16 protein-coding genes are annotated in these 12,450 nt (G+C 66.0%); 8 read left to right on the top strand and 8 right to left on the bottom strand.

The features are described 5' to 3' along the window. Window positions 1-45 precede the first annotated feature (45 nt). Window positions 46-315, bottom strand: coding sequence for a hypothetical protein (locus tag AC0Z35_RS08450; RefSeq protein ID WP_485131764.1), 270 nt, complete (start codon window positions 313-315; stop codon window positions 46-48). Window positions 316-457: 142 nt separating this feature from the next. Here AC0Z35_RS08450 and AC0Z35_RS08445 point away from each other — a divergent pair, with 142 nt between their 5' ends. Further along, window positions 458-1,048, top strand: a complete 591-nt coding sequence (locus AC0Z35_RS08445) for a hypothetical protein (protein ID WP_104145534.1) — start codon at window positions 458-460, stop codon at window positions 1,046-1,048. A 70-nt stretch (window positions 1,049-1,118) separates the two neighbouring features. Here the strand turns inward: AC0Z35_RS08445 and AC0Z35_RS08440 are convergent, their stop codons facing one another. Next, on the bottom strand, window positions 1,119-2,009 hold the full coding sequence (locus AC0Z35_RS08440) for an SDR family oxidoreductase (RefSeq protein ID WP_485131763.1): 891 nt from the start codon (window positions 2,007-2,009) through the stop codon (window positions 1,119-1,121). Between the two features lie 172 nt (window positions 2,010-2,181). Between AC0Z35_RS08440 and AC0Z35_RS08435 the strand changes: the two genes are divergently transcribed. Further along, window positions 2,182-2,358 (top strand): CsbD family protein, encoded by a 177-nt coding sequence (locus AC0Z35_RS08435; protein WP_046807595.1) that lies wholly within the window; start codon window positions 2,182-2,184, stop codon window positions 2,356-2,358. A 30-nt stretch (window positions 2,359-2,388) separates the two neighbouring features. Here the strand turns inward: AC0Z35_RS08435 and AC0Z35_RS08430 are convergent, their stop codons facing one another. Both AC0Z35_RS08430 and AC0Z35_RS08425 read right to left on the bottom strand, forming a co-directional pair. Next, window positions 2,389-2,730 (bottom strand): ElaB/YgaM/YqjD family protein, encoded by a 342-nt coding sequence (locus AC0Z35_RS08430; protein ID WP_046807596.1) that lies wholly within the window; start codon window positions 2,728-2,730, stop codon window positions 2,389-2,391. A 79-nt stretch (window positions 2,731-2,809) separates the two neighbouring features. Further along, window positions 2,810-3,142: a four-helix bundle copper-binding protein gene (locus tag AC0Z35_RS08425; protein ID WP_082134677.1), complete on the bottom strand. Its 333-nt coding sequence runs from the start codon at window positions 3,140-3,142 to the stop codon at window positions 2,810-2,812. Between the two features lie 148 nt (window positions 3,143-3,290). On the opposite strand from AC0Z35_RS08425, the gene AC0Z35_RS08420 reads away from it, so the two are divergent. After that, window positions 3,291-3,557 (top strand): hypothetical protein, encoded by a 267-nt coding sequence (locus AC0Z35_RS08420; RefSeq protein ID WP_046807597.1) that lies wholly within the window; start codon window positions 3,291-3,293, stop codon window positions 3,555-3,557. Here the strand turns inward: AC0Z35_RS08420 and AC0Z35_RS08415 are convergent. Then, a complete protein-coding gene (locus tag AC0Z35_RS08415) occupies window positions 3,543-4,628 on the bottom strand; it encodes a DNA topoisomerase IB (protein ID WP_485131762.1) in 1,086 nt (361 codons plus the stop codon). The two genes, AC0Z35_RS08420 and AC0Z35_RS08415, sit on opposite strands and share 15 nt — an antisense overlap. Window positions 4,629-4,817: 189 nt before the next feature. On the opposite strand from AC0Z35_RS08415, the gene AC0Z35_RS08410 reads away from it, so the two are divergent. The 3 genes from AC0Z35_RS08410 to AC0Z35_RS08400 all read left to right on the top strand — a co-directional run bounded on the left by AC0Z35_RS08410 (window position 4,818) and on the right by AC0Z35_RS08400 (window position 6,457). After that, window positions 4,818-4,979, top strand: coding sequence for a hypothetical protein (locus AC0Z35_RS08410; protein ID WP_162941210.1), 162 nt, complete (start codon window positions 4,818-4,820; stop codon window positions 4,977-4,979). Between the two features lie 62 nt (window positions 4,980-5,041). After that, window positions 5,042-5,194, top strand: a complete 153-nt coding sequence (locus tag AC0Z35_RS08405; protein ID WP_006219570.1) for a DUF3309 domain-containing protein — start codon at window positions 5,042-5,044, stop codon at window positions 5,192-5,194. Window positions 5,195-5,500: 306 nt separating this feature from the next. Next, window positions 5,501-6,457, top strand: a complete 957-nt coding sequence (locus AC0Z35_RS08400; RefSeq protein ID WP_120155538.1) for a 2-hydroxyacid dehydrogenase — start codon at window positions 5,501-5,503, stop codon at window positions 6,455-6,457. Window positions 6,458-6,476: 19 nt separating this feature from the next. Here AC0Z35_RS08400 and AC0Z35_RS08395 read toward each other — a convergent pair whose 3' ends face one another. Then, window positions 6,477-7,313 (bottom strand): universal stress protein, encoded by an 837-nt coding sequence (locus AC0Z35_RS08395; protein ID WP_046807600.1) that lies wholly within the window; start codon window positions 7,311-7,313, stop codon window positions 6,477-6,479. Window positions 7,314-7,425: 112 nt separating this feature from the next. After that, window positions 7,426-9,558 (bottom strand): FUSC family protein, encoded by a 2,133-nt coding sequence (locus AC0Z35_RS08390; RefSeq protein WP_046807601.1) that lies wholly within the window; start codon window positions 9,556-9,558, stop codon window positions 7,426-7,428. A gap of 294 nt (window positions 9,559-9,852) precedes the next feature. Between AC0Z35_RS08390 and AC0Z35_RS08385 the strand changes: the two genes are divergently transcribed. Continuing rightward, window positions 9,853-10,758, top strand: a complete 906-nt coding sequence (locus AC0Z35_RS08385; RefSeq protein ID WP_219992496.1) for an EAL domain-containing protein — start codon at window positions 9,853-9,855, stop codon at window positions 10,756-10,758. Between the two features lie 140 nt (window positions 10,759-10,898). On the opposite strand, the gene AC0Z35_RS08380 is transcribed toward AC0Z35_RS08385, so the two are convergent. Then, the gene (locus AC0Z35_RS08380; protein ID WP_185975345.1) at window positions 10,899-11,255 is read right to left on the bottom strand and encodes a hypothetical protein; all 357 of its coding nucleotides are present in this window, start codon (window positions 11,253-11,255) and stop codon (window positions 10,899-10,901) included. Between the two features lie 98 nt (window positions 11,256-11,353). Between AC0Z35_RS08380 and AC0Z35_RS08375 the strand changes: the two genes are divergently transcribed. Beyond that, window positions 11,354-12,445, top strand: coding sequence for a DUF748 domain-containing protein (locus tag AC0Z35_RS08375; protein ID WP_485131761.1), 1,092 nt, complete (start codon window positions 11,354-11,356; stop codon window positions 12,443-12,445). Window positions 12,446-12,450 lie beyond the last annotated feature (5 nt).

Here is a 12,450-nt window from a genome sequence, read left to right as displayed (position 1 = left end):
GCTGCGGGCAGAGGCCGCCCGCAGCGCGTGGGTACTGCCCAAGGGTCAACCTCCGTTGCGGACCGGGTCAGGCGGCGAGCGCGAAACGCCCGCGTCGTCAGCGTCGGTCACGTGATCGGGCGCGATGTCATCGCCGTCCACATCGTCGTCCAGCAAGTCCGGGTCCACGCTTTCGCGGTTGCCGGTGGATTGCGAGTCGCTATCGGTGTGCGCCAGACCCGGCGGCACATCGCTGGCAGAGTCCGAGGTATCGCTGGGTCCGACATCGGGGCGGCCGCTGTTGTCGGGGTATTGGATGTCAGGGGTAGGGGGCATGACGGTCTCCGGTAAGTCTTGAATAGGCGATGGCGAAGCCGCATGGCAACGCCGCGCTTCGGTCGGCCTCGCAAGTGGCGTGCCGCAGCCCCTCGGGTATGCAAGTTGCTGGACAGCGGGCGTACGCATACGGGAGAACGCTATGTCTTTGATCGTTGCCGCCAGATTCCAGACCTTTGACCAAGCCTCCGTGGCCACGCAAAACCTGTTCAAAGAAGGCTTTACGGAAGACGACGTCCACACGTTCTATATCAATTCCGCAGGCGGCCATTCGCGCTATCCGCTTGGCGGGGATCGGGCGGCCGACCCCGACGCCAAGGGCGGCCACCTGGGCGCGATGGCCGGCGCGTCGGCGTTGGGATTGGTGTTTGCCTTGCTGGGTGGCATGATCGCCGCGCAGATGTCCGCGCCTGTGCTGATCATCATCGCGGCGGCCGGTGTCGGGGCTTATATCGGCGCGCTGGCCGGCGCCATGTGGATCGTGGGCCGAGGCCGGCGCAAGACGCCCAGCACGCCGGTCGTGCAGGAATCCCACCCGGTGGTGCGCATGGCCGGGGTGATGCTGGCGTTGCACGTGACCGCGGAGAAGGAATCGGTGGCGCGTCGGGTGTTGCGCGAGTCTGGTGGACAAGACATTGAACGCGCCCAAGGCCGTTGGCGAGACGGAAAATGGCAGGACTTCGACCCGCTCACGCCGCCGCAAACCGTCGAGGCGCCGTCGCCCACGCCTTGAATGTTCCGTGCCGTATCAAAAAAACAGCAGGCCGCCCGCGGGCGGCCTGCTGCATCTTCCCGCGCGCTGATCAGTCGCCCGCGCTGCCCGTGATGGGCAGCACGATACCGGTGATGTAGCTGGCGCAGACGGGCGAGGCCAGGAACACATAGGCTGGGGCAATTTCCTCGGGCTGGGCCGGGCGGCCAAGGTCCGTCTTTTTGCCGAACTCTTTGATGGCCTCGGGGCTTTGGTCCGCCGGGTTCAGCGGGGTCCACACCGGTCCGGGCGCCACGGCGTTCACACGGATGCCCTGTGATGCCAGGTTGGCGGCCAGCGACCGGGTAAAGGCATGGATGGCGCCTTTGGTCGACGAGTAGTCCAGTAGTTTGGCGCTGCCTTGCAAGCCGGTGACCGACCCGGTGTTGATAATCGACGCACCGGTTTTCAGATGCGGCAGCGCTGCGCGCGCCATGCGGAAGTAGCCGGTGATATTGGTGGTCAGCGTTTTTTCCCATTGCTCGTCGCTGATGTCGGTCAGCGAGGCTATGTGCTGCTGGTACGCCGCGTTGTTGACCAGGACGTCGAGCTTGCCGAATTCCTTCACGGTCTGCTCCACGGCGCTTTTGCAAAAGGCGCCGTCCTTCACGTCGCCCGGGATCAACACGCAGCGCCGGCCTTCGGCCTGGACGACGCGCCGGGTTTCCTCTGCATCCTCATGTTCGTCCAGATACACCACGGCGACGTCCGCGCCTTCGCGCGCAAACAACACGCAGACGGCTCGGCCGATGCCGGAGTCGCCGCCGGTGACAAGGGCGACCATGTCTTTGAGTTTGCCGCTGCCTTCGTAGCCGGGCGCCTGGTATTGGGGCTTGAGCACCATGTCGGCTTCATTGCCGGGTTTTTCCAGATGCTGGCCGGGCATGGGCGGAGTGGGGTGCGGGCGGTCGCCGGTTTGGGGCGGGGTCGAGGGTTTGCTCATGGCTGGGCTCCTGTCATGGTCATGGCGCGAAATTCCACGCCTGGCCCCGCGCAGGAGCAAACCCTGTTCCTGTTGTTGTGCCAAATGGTTTGGGCACGGCGCTTGCGTAGGAACGGTACCGGCGTCAACCGTGGCGCCGGGCACACATCAACATGATGAAAGCGAGAGAGCCATGAACAAGGACCAGGTAAAGGGCAGAGTCGAAGAGGCCGCCGGCAAGGTAAAGGAAGTGGCTGGCAAGGCGACCGGTAGCACGTCTACCGAGCTCAAAGGCACGGCGCAAAAAGTGGCCGGCAAGACGCAGGCCGCTTACGGCGACGCCAAGGACAAGGCCCAAAAGCCGGGCTGATGCCCGGCCTGAGCCCTGTTGGCGCGGCGGTTACTGGCGTCCCACGATGACGCCGAAAAGGAACGCCGCGCCAGCCACCAGCCCGATGGCTTGCCACGGGCGTGCGTGGATGTATTCTTCGGTGCAGTCCAGCGTTTCCCGCATCAAATCCCCCGCATTATCCGAGGCATCGCGCAGGCTGCGCCGCGTGGCGTTCAGCTGATCCGACAGGCGCGCCTTCAACGCGTCCAGATCGCCCGGGTCGGCATCGCGCAAGGTCGCTTCGATTTCGTCGATCCAACTTTCCGGATGGCGCGCGCGTCTGCGCGTTCCACGATCGTCCGGGCCGTTCTCGGGAAAATCGGAAGGCAAAGGGGTATTCGTAGAGGCCATCGAAAAGCTCCTGGCAGTCGGGCGAAAAGGGCGCCGGGTCCGAGGCCTGCCCGTGCGGCCCCGTGGCGTGTCAAAGCCGTCAAGCTTCGAGCATGTCCTGACAAGCCAGCGTGCACGCCAGGCAGGCGCCGGCGCAGATCTGGCAGTGCTCCATGTCTTGGTAAGGCGCGCATGCGCGAGCGCAAGCGTCGCAAACCAAAGCGCACAACGTACAAAGCGCGGTAGAAAATTCGCCGTTGCGCGCCAGCATCGCGGCGCACAAGCGGCACACGCCGGCGCAATCGGTTGCCAAGGCAATGCAGCGCTTCATCTTCGCCGCATTGGTATCCAGGCTGGCCGCGGCGCACTGGTCGCAAGCCACCGCGCATTCGTAGCAGGCTTGCACACATTGCTCGAAGTTTGGGTCTCGCATTGCATCTCCTTGTGAGTGCCCATGGCGGTTGGCAAAGGCGCGGCCGCGCCCGGCCGGGCACATCCGCTTGCAATTTGAAGATACTGTCAGTGCCTCGATGCGGCGCGCGGCCGTAGCATGAAAGTTCGAACCCAGACAGGAGGTAGTCATGAAATCCCGATCCGATTCGAAACCCGAGAACGCAGCGTCCGACACTTCTGCGCCCAAGGCGGACGCCACCCAGGACACCGCAAAGATACTGCCGCCGCGCGGGCCCGTCGATGTGCCGAAACAACCGGTGAAACCAGACGCCTCCACGCCCGACGAGGCCGCTCGCGACAAGCGTGCCGTGGTCGATAACCAGACCGAGTCGAACTGGGCCGATGGTGACGCGCCGCAGCCGCGCGCGAAGAATGCACGTTCACACCTCTTCTGAAGGCATGGGCGGCGCGGGCGCGTCCATGGGCGGCAGCTTGCGCAGGAATTCAAGCAGGCGCCGTTCATCCGCATGCAGCCCGCGCGGGCCATCCGGCGCGCGGGCCTTGGGCGGCAGCCGGCCCTCCAGATAGGCCTCAAGCAACGCCGGGTGCACATAGCAGGCGCGGCATACGGCGGGCGTGTTGGCCAGCCGCTTCGACACCTGCTTGATGACCTCGGCAACCGTCTGACGCGCTTGCGTCGCGGTCTCGAAGGGGTGCGCCTGCAATGCCGCGTAGGCCATCGCGGACCCCGCCCACGTGCGGTAATGCTTGGCCGTGAAGTCGCCTTCACCCGCTTGGCGCAGATACGCGTTCACCGCGCCGGAATCCACGGGGTGCTTGGCGCCGTCTTCATCCAGATACTGGAACAGCTGCTGGCCGGGGATCTCCATGCAGCGCTTGATGATCCGCGCCACGCGGCGGTCGCGTACCGTCACGTCGTGCGGCACGCCGCTTTTACCCACGAAGCGAAAACGAAAGCTGCTGCCGGCCACGGTGGCGTGGCGGCGCGTTAGCGTCGTCAAGCCATAAGACTTGTTTGACCGCGCGTATTCCCGGGCGCCGATGCGTATCAGTGTGGTTTCCAGCAAGCGCACCAGGGTGGCGATGACCTTGTTCTGCGTCAGGCCGCGTTCCTTCATGTCGCGCGCCACGCGCCGCCGGATGCGCGGCAGCGCCTGTCCGAAGGCCAGCAGGTTCTGGTACTTGCCCGCATCGCGCAGTGCCGCCCAGGCGGGGTGATACCGGTATTGTTTACGGCCACGGGCGTCGCGCCCGGTGGCCTGCAAATGCCCGTGGGGCAGGGGGCAGATCCACACATCTTCGTACGCGGGCGGGATCACCAGCTTGTGAATGCGCTTGATCTCGGCCTCGTCCGTGATGCGCTTGCCGTGGGTATCAAGGTAATGAAAGGTGCTGCCGTTGACGCGTACCCGCCGGTAGCCGGGCTGGGTGTCATCCACGTAGACCAAGGGTGGGTCGCCGCCGCCGGGGGCCGGCTCGGCAAGCGGGTTGCTGCGGGTGTCCATGCTGTCTCCGGAACCTTACGGGCGTCCCGAAGCAAGCGCCGTGCCCGTCAATCAATCGGCCATCGGGCAGGCAGTATGCGTTTGGGCACGGCGCTTGCTGAACAGGGGCCAGCGACAACCGTCTGCGAATCGATCGTTGCACAGCGCGCAGCAAAGCGCGTGGCGCAACGGTCCCTACAGGAGAGTGCCATGCAAGCCACACAGCATCTACACGTGCCGCCCAAGCCGGAGCCCATTCCGCCCGGGTCGCCGCCGGGAGACTTGCCGGTGGACCCCGATACTGACCAGCCGGAAGTGGACCTGCCGCCGCTGTCGCCGCCCGTCAAGGAAATCGAGCCGCCCCAGCGCTGATGCGGCGGCCGCGGAACAACGCAAACCACAACAACGCAAATCAATAACGACGAGGAGTCATTATGTCGACCATCCTGCTGATCATTCTGATCCTGCTGCTTATCGGTGCCGTGCCCGCGTGGCCGCACAGCCGAAGCTGGGGCTATTACCCCAGCGGCCTGCTCGGCATTGTCGTGATCGTGCTGATCGTGATGCTGCTGATGGGACGGATATAACGGTCCGGACCTGACGCTACGGGCTTGAAAGGCCCGGGCTTGACGCGGCCGAAGGTAACGCTTCGGACATGACGGTCTTGCAATGTGGCCCGGGGTGGCATCGCCGCCCCGGGCCATTGCGTTTGGGCGTGGCCAAGGGCTGGACGGCGGGTGGCGCGACGGCAACGCCGGGCGTAAGATTTGCCCGCCTCTCTTTGGCCGATTTCTATTTGGCCGATTTCTATTTGGCCCACTTCTCTTTGGCCGACTTTCTTCGCCTGCTTTTTTGCCCGTCCTTCCAAGACCCCGCTACCCGGCAACGCCAACATGACCATCCCCTTGCTGATTTTGATCGACAGCGTGCAGGACTACCTGCCCGAGATCCAGGCGCGCGGCTTCCAGCCCGTCTATGCCCCCACCGCGCAGACGCGCGCTGACGCCATCGCCCAACACGGCCAGGACATCCGCGTCGTTCTGACGCGCGGCGCCACGGGTTTGAAGGCCGACGAAATGGCGGTCATGCCCAAGCTGGAACTCGTCTGTTCGCTGGGCGTCGGTTATGAAAATATCGACCTGGCCGCTGCCCATGCGCGCGGCATCATCGTGACCAACGGCCCTGGCGCCAACGCCGTGTCGGTGGCCGACCATGCCATGGCGCTGCTGCTGGGCGTGGCGCGCCATCTGCCGCAGGCGGACGCCTGGGTGCGGCAAGGCCACTGGAGCGGCTTCATGGGGCCGCAAGTGACGGGCAAGCGCCTGGGCATTCTGGGCTTGGGCACCATCGGCCTGGAAATCGCGCGGCGCGGCGCGAACGGTTTCGGGATGCAGGTCGGCTATTTCAACCGGCGCGCGCGTCCTGAAACGGGCTACACCTATTTCGATAATCCGCGCGACCTTGCGGCGGCGTCCGACTTCCTGGTCATCGCCACGCCCGGCGGCGCGGGCACACGGCACCTGGTGGACGCGCAAGTGCTGCAAGCCCTGGGGCCGAACGGCTACCTGATCAACATCGCGCGGGGCAGCGTCGTGGACACGGACGCGCTGATCTCGGCGCTGTCCGACGGCGGTATCGCGGGCGCGGGGCTGGACGTGGTGGACGGCGAGCCGCAGGTCCCGCAGGCCCTGCTCAAGCTGGGCAACGTGGTGCTGACGCCGCACAGCGCCGGGCGGTCGCCCGAAGCGGTCGCGGCAACCGTGGCGCTGTTCCTGAAAAACGCCACGGCGCACTTTGCCGGTCAGCCCGTGCTGACGCCCGTCCTGGACGCACACGCCCAGGCGGCCTGAGCGCCGCCGCGGTCCGCGCTCAGTGCGAGAACATGATCGGCACGGTCATGCTCTTGAGGATGGACGCGGTGGCGCCGCCCATGGCCCATTGGCGGAACTTGCTGTGGCCGTAGGCGCCCATCACGATCAGATCGGCGCTGTGGTCGGCGGCGGCGTTGAGGATGGTGCTGCCCACGCCCACGCCCTTGATATCGCGGCGCACGTGGCTAGGTGCCGGCATGCCGTGCGCCACGCAGTACGTGGCCACGTCGTTGAAATCGACCACGCCGGCTTTGGACGGCGCCGTGCCTTCTTCCATGGTCAACACCACCAGGCTTGCCGCCTGGCGCAAGACCGGCGTGGCGTCGGCCAAGGCGCGGGCCGCTTCGCGGCTGCCATCCCAGCAAACCAGCACGCGGTTGCCGACGGCGTTGAATTCGCCACTTGAGGGCAGCACCAGCACGGGCCGCCCCGTGGTCAGCAACATCTGTTCGACGAATTCGGTTTCGTGCGCGGCTTCGATATCGTCAGGGTTGAATTGGCTGACGATGACCAGGTCGCTGGTGCGCGCATGCAGCGCGACGGTGGCGCTGGGCGCGGCATCGCCCGCGCGGACGACGGCGGCAATATCGGATGCGGCAGCGCTGGCCAGGAAGGCGCTTTCCACTGCGTCGCGATTCTGCGCCTGCAATTGCTTCATGACGTCCAGCGTGCGAGACATCAGCACGGATTCGCCGTAGTAATACTGCGGCGGCGCGGCGCTGGCGTAGATGCCCACCAGCTCCGCCTGGTGGCGGCGCGCCAGCGACAGCGCCAGGTCGGTGCGGCGTTTGCAGTCGAAGCCGTGGTCCAGGTGTACAGAAATGCGGCGGTACATGGCGGGTCTCCTTGATAAGCGTCCCATGCCTTCATGGTTGCGCTTTCTTGCCGCCTTGCTATTGACGCGCATCAACCCGTGGGCAATCTCCCGCGTCCGGCGCAAGCGCGCGTCACGCCGTTGATTCCTTTTCGATGCGATCGCGCAATTGGCGCACCTGGCGCGCTTGTTGCGCAATGCGGTCCAGCGGGCCGGCCAGCGCGGGGTCTGCCGCCGTGACAGCGGCGGGCACCGCGAACTGGCGGGCGCTAACGCCCGGCGCCTCGTCCTGCGGGTGCAAGGCGTGCGCCAGGACGCGCGCGTAGTCTTGCAGCGCCGAGGCAGCTGCCGGCGCGTCGGCCGGCAGGGCGGGCTGGATTTCCAACACGGTGCCGGCGGCGGTGATGCGGCGCATGGCGTTCAACAGGTTCACGGCGGTGTCGACCTTGCGGTCTCGGTGCACCGGGTTTTGTTGCAATCGCTGCAACGACGCTTCGGCGTTGTCGGCGGACAGGCACGCCAGGCGCCGCAGCCCCACGATATCCGCCTGGTCGGGCGCGGACGGCGCGTTGCTCTTTTGGCGCAGCAGCGCCAGCGCGTAGGCCGCATGCCGCTCCAGCGCGCGCGTCAGCGCATCGGCCAACTGGCGCGGCTCTTTTTCCGGCCACACCAAAACACCCACCAGCAGCGCCAGCACGCCACCCAACACGCTGTTGAACGCACGTAGCGCGGCCAGCATGGGTTCGTAGATTTCCGGCTGCTGGATATGGCTGACCAGGACGAACTGCGACGTCAAAAAGAAGGTGAACAGTGCGTAGTGGATGGTGCGGGCGGCGAACGTGCCCAGCGCAATCGGCAGCACGGCCAAGGCCACGGACAGCGGCGTGCTGAGCAGCAAGCCCAGCAGCGACGCGCCGATGGCGCCGGCCACGCTGCCAATCACCCGTTCCACCGTGCGCTGCCAGGTCGTGGCGAAATAGGGTTGCAGGATGAAAACCAGCGTCAACGACATCCAATAGCCGTGATTCACCGCAAACGTCTTGGACAGGGCCACCGCGATGGTGGCGCCCACGCCCACGCGGCAGGCGTGGCGAAAGGCGTCTGATTCAACGCCGATGTTCTGGCGCAGCGTACGCAGGGCCTGGCGTGCCCGGCTGCCCATGCCGGGCGACGAGACAGGCGCGGTGGGCGCATCGCCCTGGTCGAACATGGCCTGCATGACGGACTGGGCCGTGTGCAGCATGCGGTCCAGCACCGGGACGACGGACGCCAGATCCGGCGCGTACGCCATGGCGCCGCCCCGCAGGTCATGCAAGCCCGCCGCGAAATGCGCCAGGCGTTCGCGCAGGCATTCGGCCTGCTTGGCGTCGCTGACGTCGGAGGTGCTGGCGATGGCGTTGCATACGCTGGCGTAGCGGTGCAGGGCATGCGACAGGTGCGCGCCCGCGCTGCGCCCCAGCCAGCGCGGTGCGTTCGACTCCAGCAGGTCGGCCGCGGCCACCAGCGCAATGAAGCTGTCTTCGGCACTGTCCAGCAGATACATCAGTTGATGCGCGCGGGCACGGCGCGACGGCCGGGCGTCCTGCACTTCGCGGATGCGCACGCGGGCCGCCTCCAGGGCAGCGCGTTGCGCGCTGCGTTGCGGCTTGGTAACGGCCGTCCAGGCTTGCGGACCGCCGGCGGGCGTCAGGCCGGAATACATGCGCGCCAGGGCATCGGCAAAGTCGGCCAGCCCGCGATAGCAATGGGCCACGGCGTGCGTCGCGTCTTTCCAGGGACGGCGCCGCCATACCAGGGCGGTCATCAAAATTGCCCAGACGGCGCCAACCAGGAAGAACAGGGTGTAGGACAGGCTTTCGGCCAGCGTGGGCGCGGGCAGTTCGGCGGCGACCACGAATCCGGCCGACAACAGCGTGCCGACGATGGCGGCGGCGGGCCCCAGCACCCGCAACAGTCCCCCGAGGGTGCAGCACAGGAAAGTCAGGGGCAGCAGCAGCCACAGGTGCCCCGCGCTGGCGCTGGCCAGAAAGCAGAACAGGGCGCCGACCAACCCCAGGGCGAGCATCGAGCCGGCGCGCTGGCGCAGCGGCCCGCCGGGGTCGCCAAAGCAGGCCCAGAACGCCGCGATGGCCGTCCAGCCCAGGCGGGGCTCATGCGCCAGCACGGCAAGAATGACGGGGGCCGCGCTGATCGCGGCGGCTTGCAGGGCGTCCAGCCACAGGACGTGGCGCAGCGAGGCGCGCCAACGGGAAAGCAGTTTTGTCACGCTAAGGGAAGTCGCAGCAGGGGGAAGCCAAACCGGCCAGGGATGCAAACCCTAGCATGTCGACAAGGCGCCGGCATATACGGACGGTTACATAAATGTGAATGGGTTGCCAGATACTCGCAAATTTGCCTGGAACAATTGCGCAAAATGGCATAAAAAAACACTTGCGATCGCGCAGTGGAATTTAACCCCCGCCGATTGCGGCAAGCCAACAGTGAATACTCATGTCCCAATGTGTTCTATCTGCGCCCGGACAGCGCAGGCTTTATCCGGGAACACGCTAGGAGCGTAGACATGACACCGAATCACGAGGCTTCCACAGGCTCGGTGGTCAGCGATGAGGAAATCGCGGCCATGATTGCGGGTAAGGACGGGCTGCGCGTGCTGTTGCAGCCCCAGGTGGATTTGCTGACCGGCAAGATCGTGTCGGCCGAGGCGCTGGCGCGATGGCAACACCCGCGACTGGGCGTCGTCATGCCCGCCGAATTCATCCCCGGCGTCAATCGCATGGGCCTGGACAAGCAGTTGTTCGAACGCGTGTGCCTGCGCGTCATCGATGTGCTGCTGACCATGCGCAGAATGGGCGTTGCCGTGCCCGTGGCGATCAACGCGCCGGCCACGACCTTGTCGGACGAGCGCTGCGTGGACTTTCTGCTTAACCGCATCCAGGCCGCCGAGTTGCCGGCCTCGCTGGTGCGCGTGGAGCTTACCGAAGACCAGCCCATCAAAGAACTGGACGTGCTGCGCGCGTCGTTGATGAAGCTTGAGGACGCGGGTTGCGAAGTCAGCCTGGATGACTTTGGCACCGGCCATGCGTCGCTGAAGCTGCTGTCTGCAATCCCCTTATCCGAAGTCAAGATCGATCAATATTTCGTGACCCGCATGCGCCGCAGCGCGGTGGCCTTTGAAGTGCTGCGCACCGCCGCCGAGCTTGCCACGCGCATGGGCTGGCGCGTGGTGGCCGAAGGCGTCGAGAACGTGGCCGACATCCCGGCCTTGCGCGCGGCGGGTTGCCGCTATGGACAGGGCTTTGCGCTGGGCCGCCCCATGGTGCTGGACGAGCTGATGGTGCGCCTGCGCACCCAACGCGACGGGATAGCTCCGCTGGCCGCCTCCGCCAGCTACGCCTCTTCGTGGATCGAAGCCTTCGACGGCGCCGACGCCGAGCCTTCCTCGCGTGCGCGCGTGACCACCCAGTAATCGAAGCTGCCGGTAATTCTTACCGAGCGGCCGTCCCCCGGCAGGCCGCGGCGCTTGCCGCGCCGGGCACCAATCAATCAGGGTCATCAAAACTTTGCCCCCCGCATCCGGCGCACGGTGTTGTTTGGGCACGCCAGTTGCTACTCCTGTCCAGCGGAATCGTTCCGCCCTAAAGGAGACACGCAATGTCCAATCAGAACCAGCCCGACCAGCAAAAGCAGCCGCAGAAGCAACAGGCCCAGGAAAATTCGCGTGACAAGCAGCAGCCGGGTCAACAGCCGGGCCAGCAATCGGGTCAGCAGCCCGGTCAGCAAATTGACAAGGGCCAGGGCCAGCAAGGCCAGAACCCCGGACAGCAAAACAAGACGCAGCGCTAGCGTCTCGACCGCGTCTTGATTTCCCAGTACGGCAAGCGCGACTCCCGACGGCCCCGGCCCCGCCAGCAACCACGGCGAGGCCGGGGCCATTTGCTTGGCGGCCGGGATTGCTGCCATCATCCATTTCGACCATTGAATAATGTCGCCGTATCTTTGACCATGCCTTGGTTGCGCCCGCGCGCTTGCGCGCACTTTCGTTCGCCCACACAGGATCTTTCATGAGCATTCCCGCCCCAGCTCCGCGCCGGCGTTCGGCCCTGGGCACCACGCTGGCCGTGCTGCTGATGCTTGTCGCCCTGGTGGCGATACTGGCGTTTGCCGCGACGCGCATGGTCGAGCAGCGCATCTACAGTCTGTTGGGGCCGCGCAGCCAGGTGGGCGACATCAGCGTGGGCTTGCGGCAAGTGGTGTTGACCGACGTGGTGGTGCCGGGTGCGGCCGGCCAGAACAAGGCCAGCGCCACGCGCGTGACGCTGGAACCGGAATGGACGGCCTTTCTGCGCCACGAAGCCGTGTTCCACACCGTGCTGGTTGAAGGCTTTGACTTTGCGGTGGTGCGCAGCGGAGACGATATGCAAATTGCGCCGGCCTTGCAGACCGCATTGCATTCGGGCGAAAGCCGCACGCGCGGACCCATGCCGATCCGCATCGCGGACCTGGTGCTGCGCGACGGGCGCCTGGATTTCCTGGATGCGGTCGTGTCCAAACCGCCGCATCGCATCGCGTTCAAGAACGTTCAGGCGCGCTTGAACCCGATCGCCATCCCGGGCGACGGGTCGCATAGCGACCTGGAATTCAGCGGGGCGGTGCAAGACAACCGCAACGGCGAATCCACCGTGCGCGCGCAAGGTTGGGTGGCCTTGGGCAGCACGGATTCCAACATGAAGGTGGCGGTGCGCAATATGGACATCCGCCATGCCGCGCCCTACCTGTCCGAGAACGGGGCGGGCACGCTGGCCGCCGGCGCGATGGACCTGGACATGACCACCGCCATCGACAAGCGTGACCTGCGCGCGTCCGGCACGGTGGCGCTGCGCGACCTGAAGTTCACGGGCGACGGGTCGGTATTTTCCCTGCCGCGCAAGGCCGTGCTGGCCGCCATGAAAGACAAGACGGGCGCGTTGCGGTTTGAATTCGCGCTACGCGGCAGCCTGGACAATCCGAAGTTCTCGGTCACGCGAGGGTTTGCCGCGCAAGTGGCGCGCGGGTTCGGCAGGGCCATCGGCGTGGGCGCGGAAGGCGCCGCCGAAGGCGTAACGGGCGCCGTCAAGGAACTGGGCGACGCCTTGTCGGATCTGCTTGGCCCTTAAGCCGG

The organism is Achromobacter sp. 1L-A-4-B-C2, from assembly GCF_057291955.1.
Note: the sequence above shows the minus strand (reverse complement) of the source record. Positions and strands in the feature narration are given on the sequence as shown.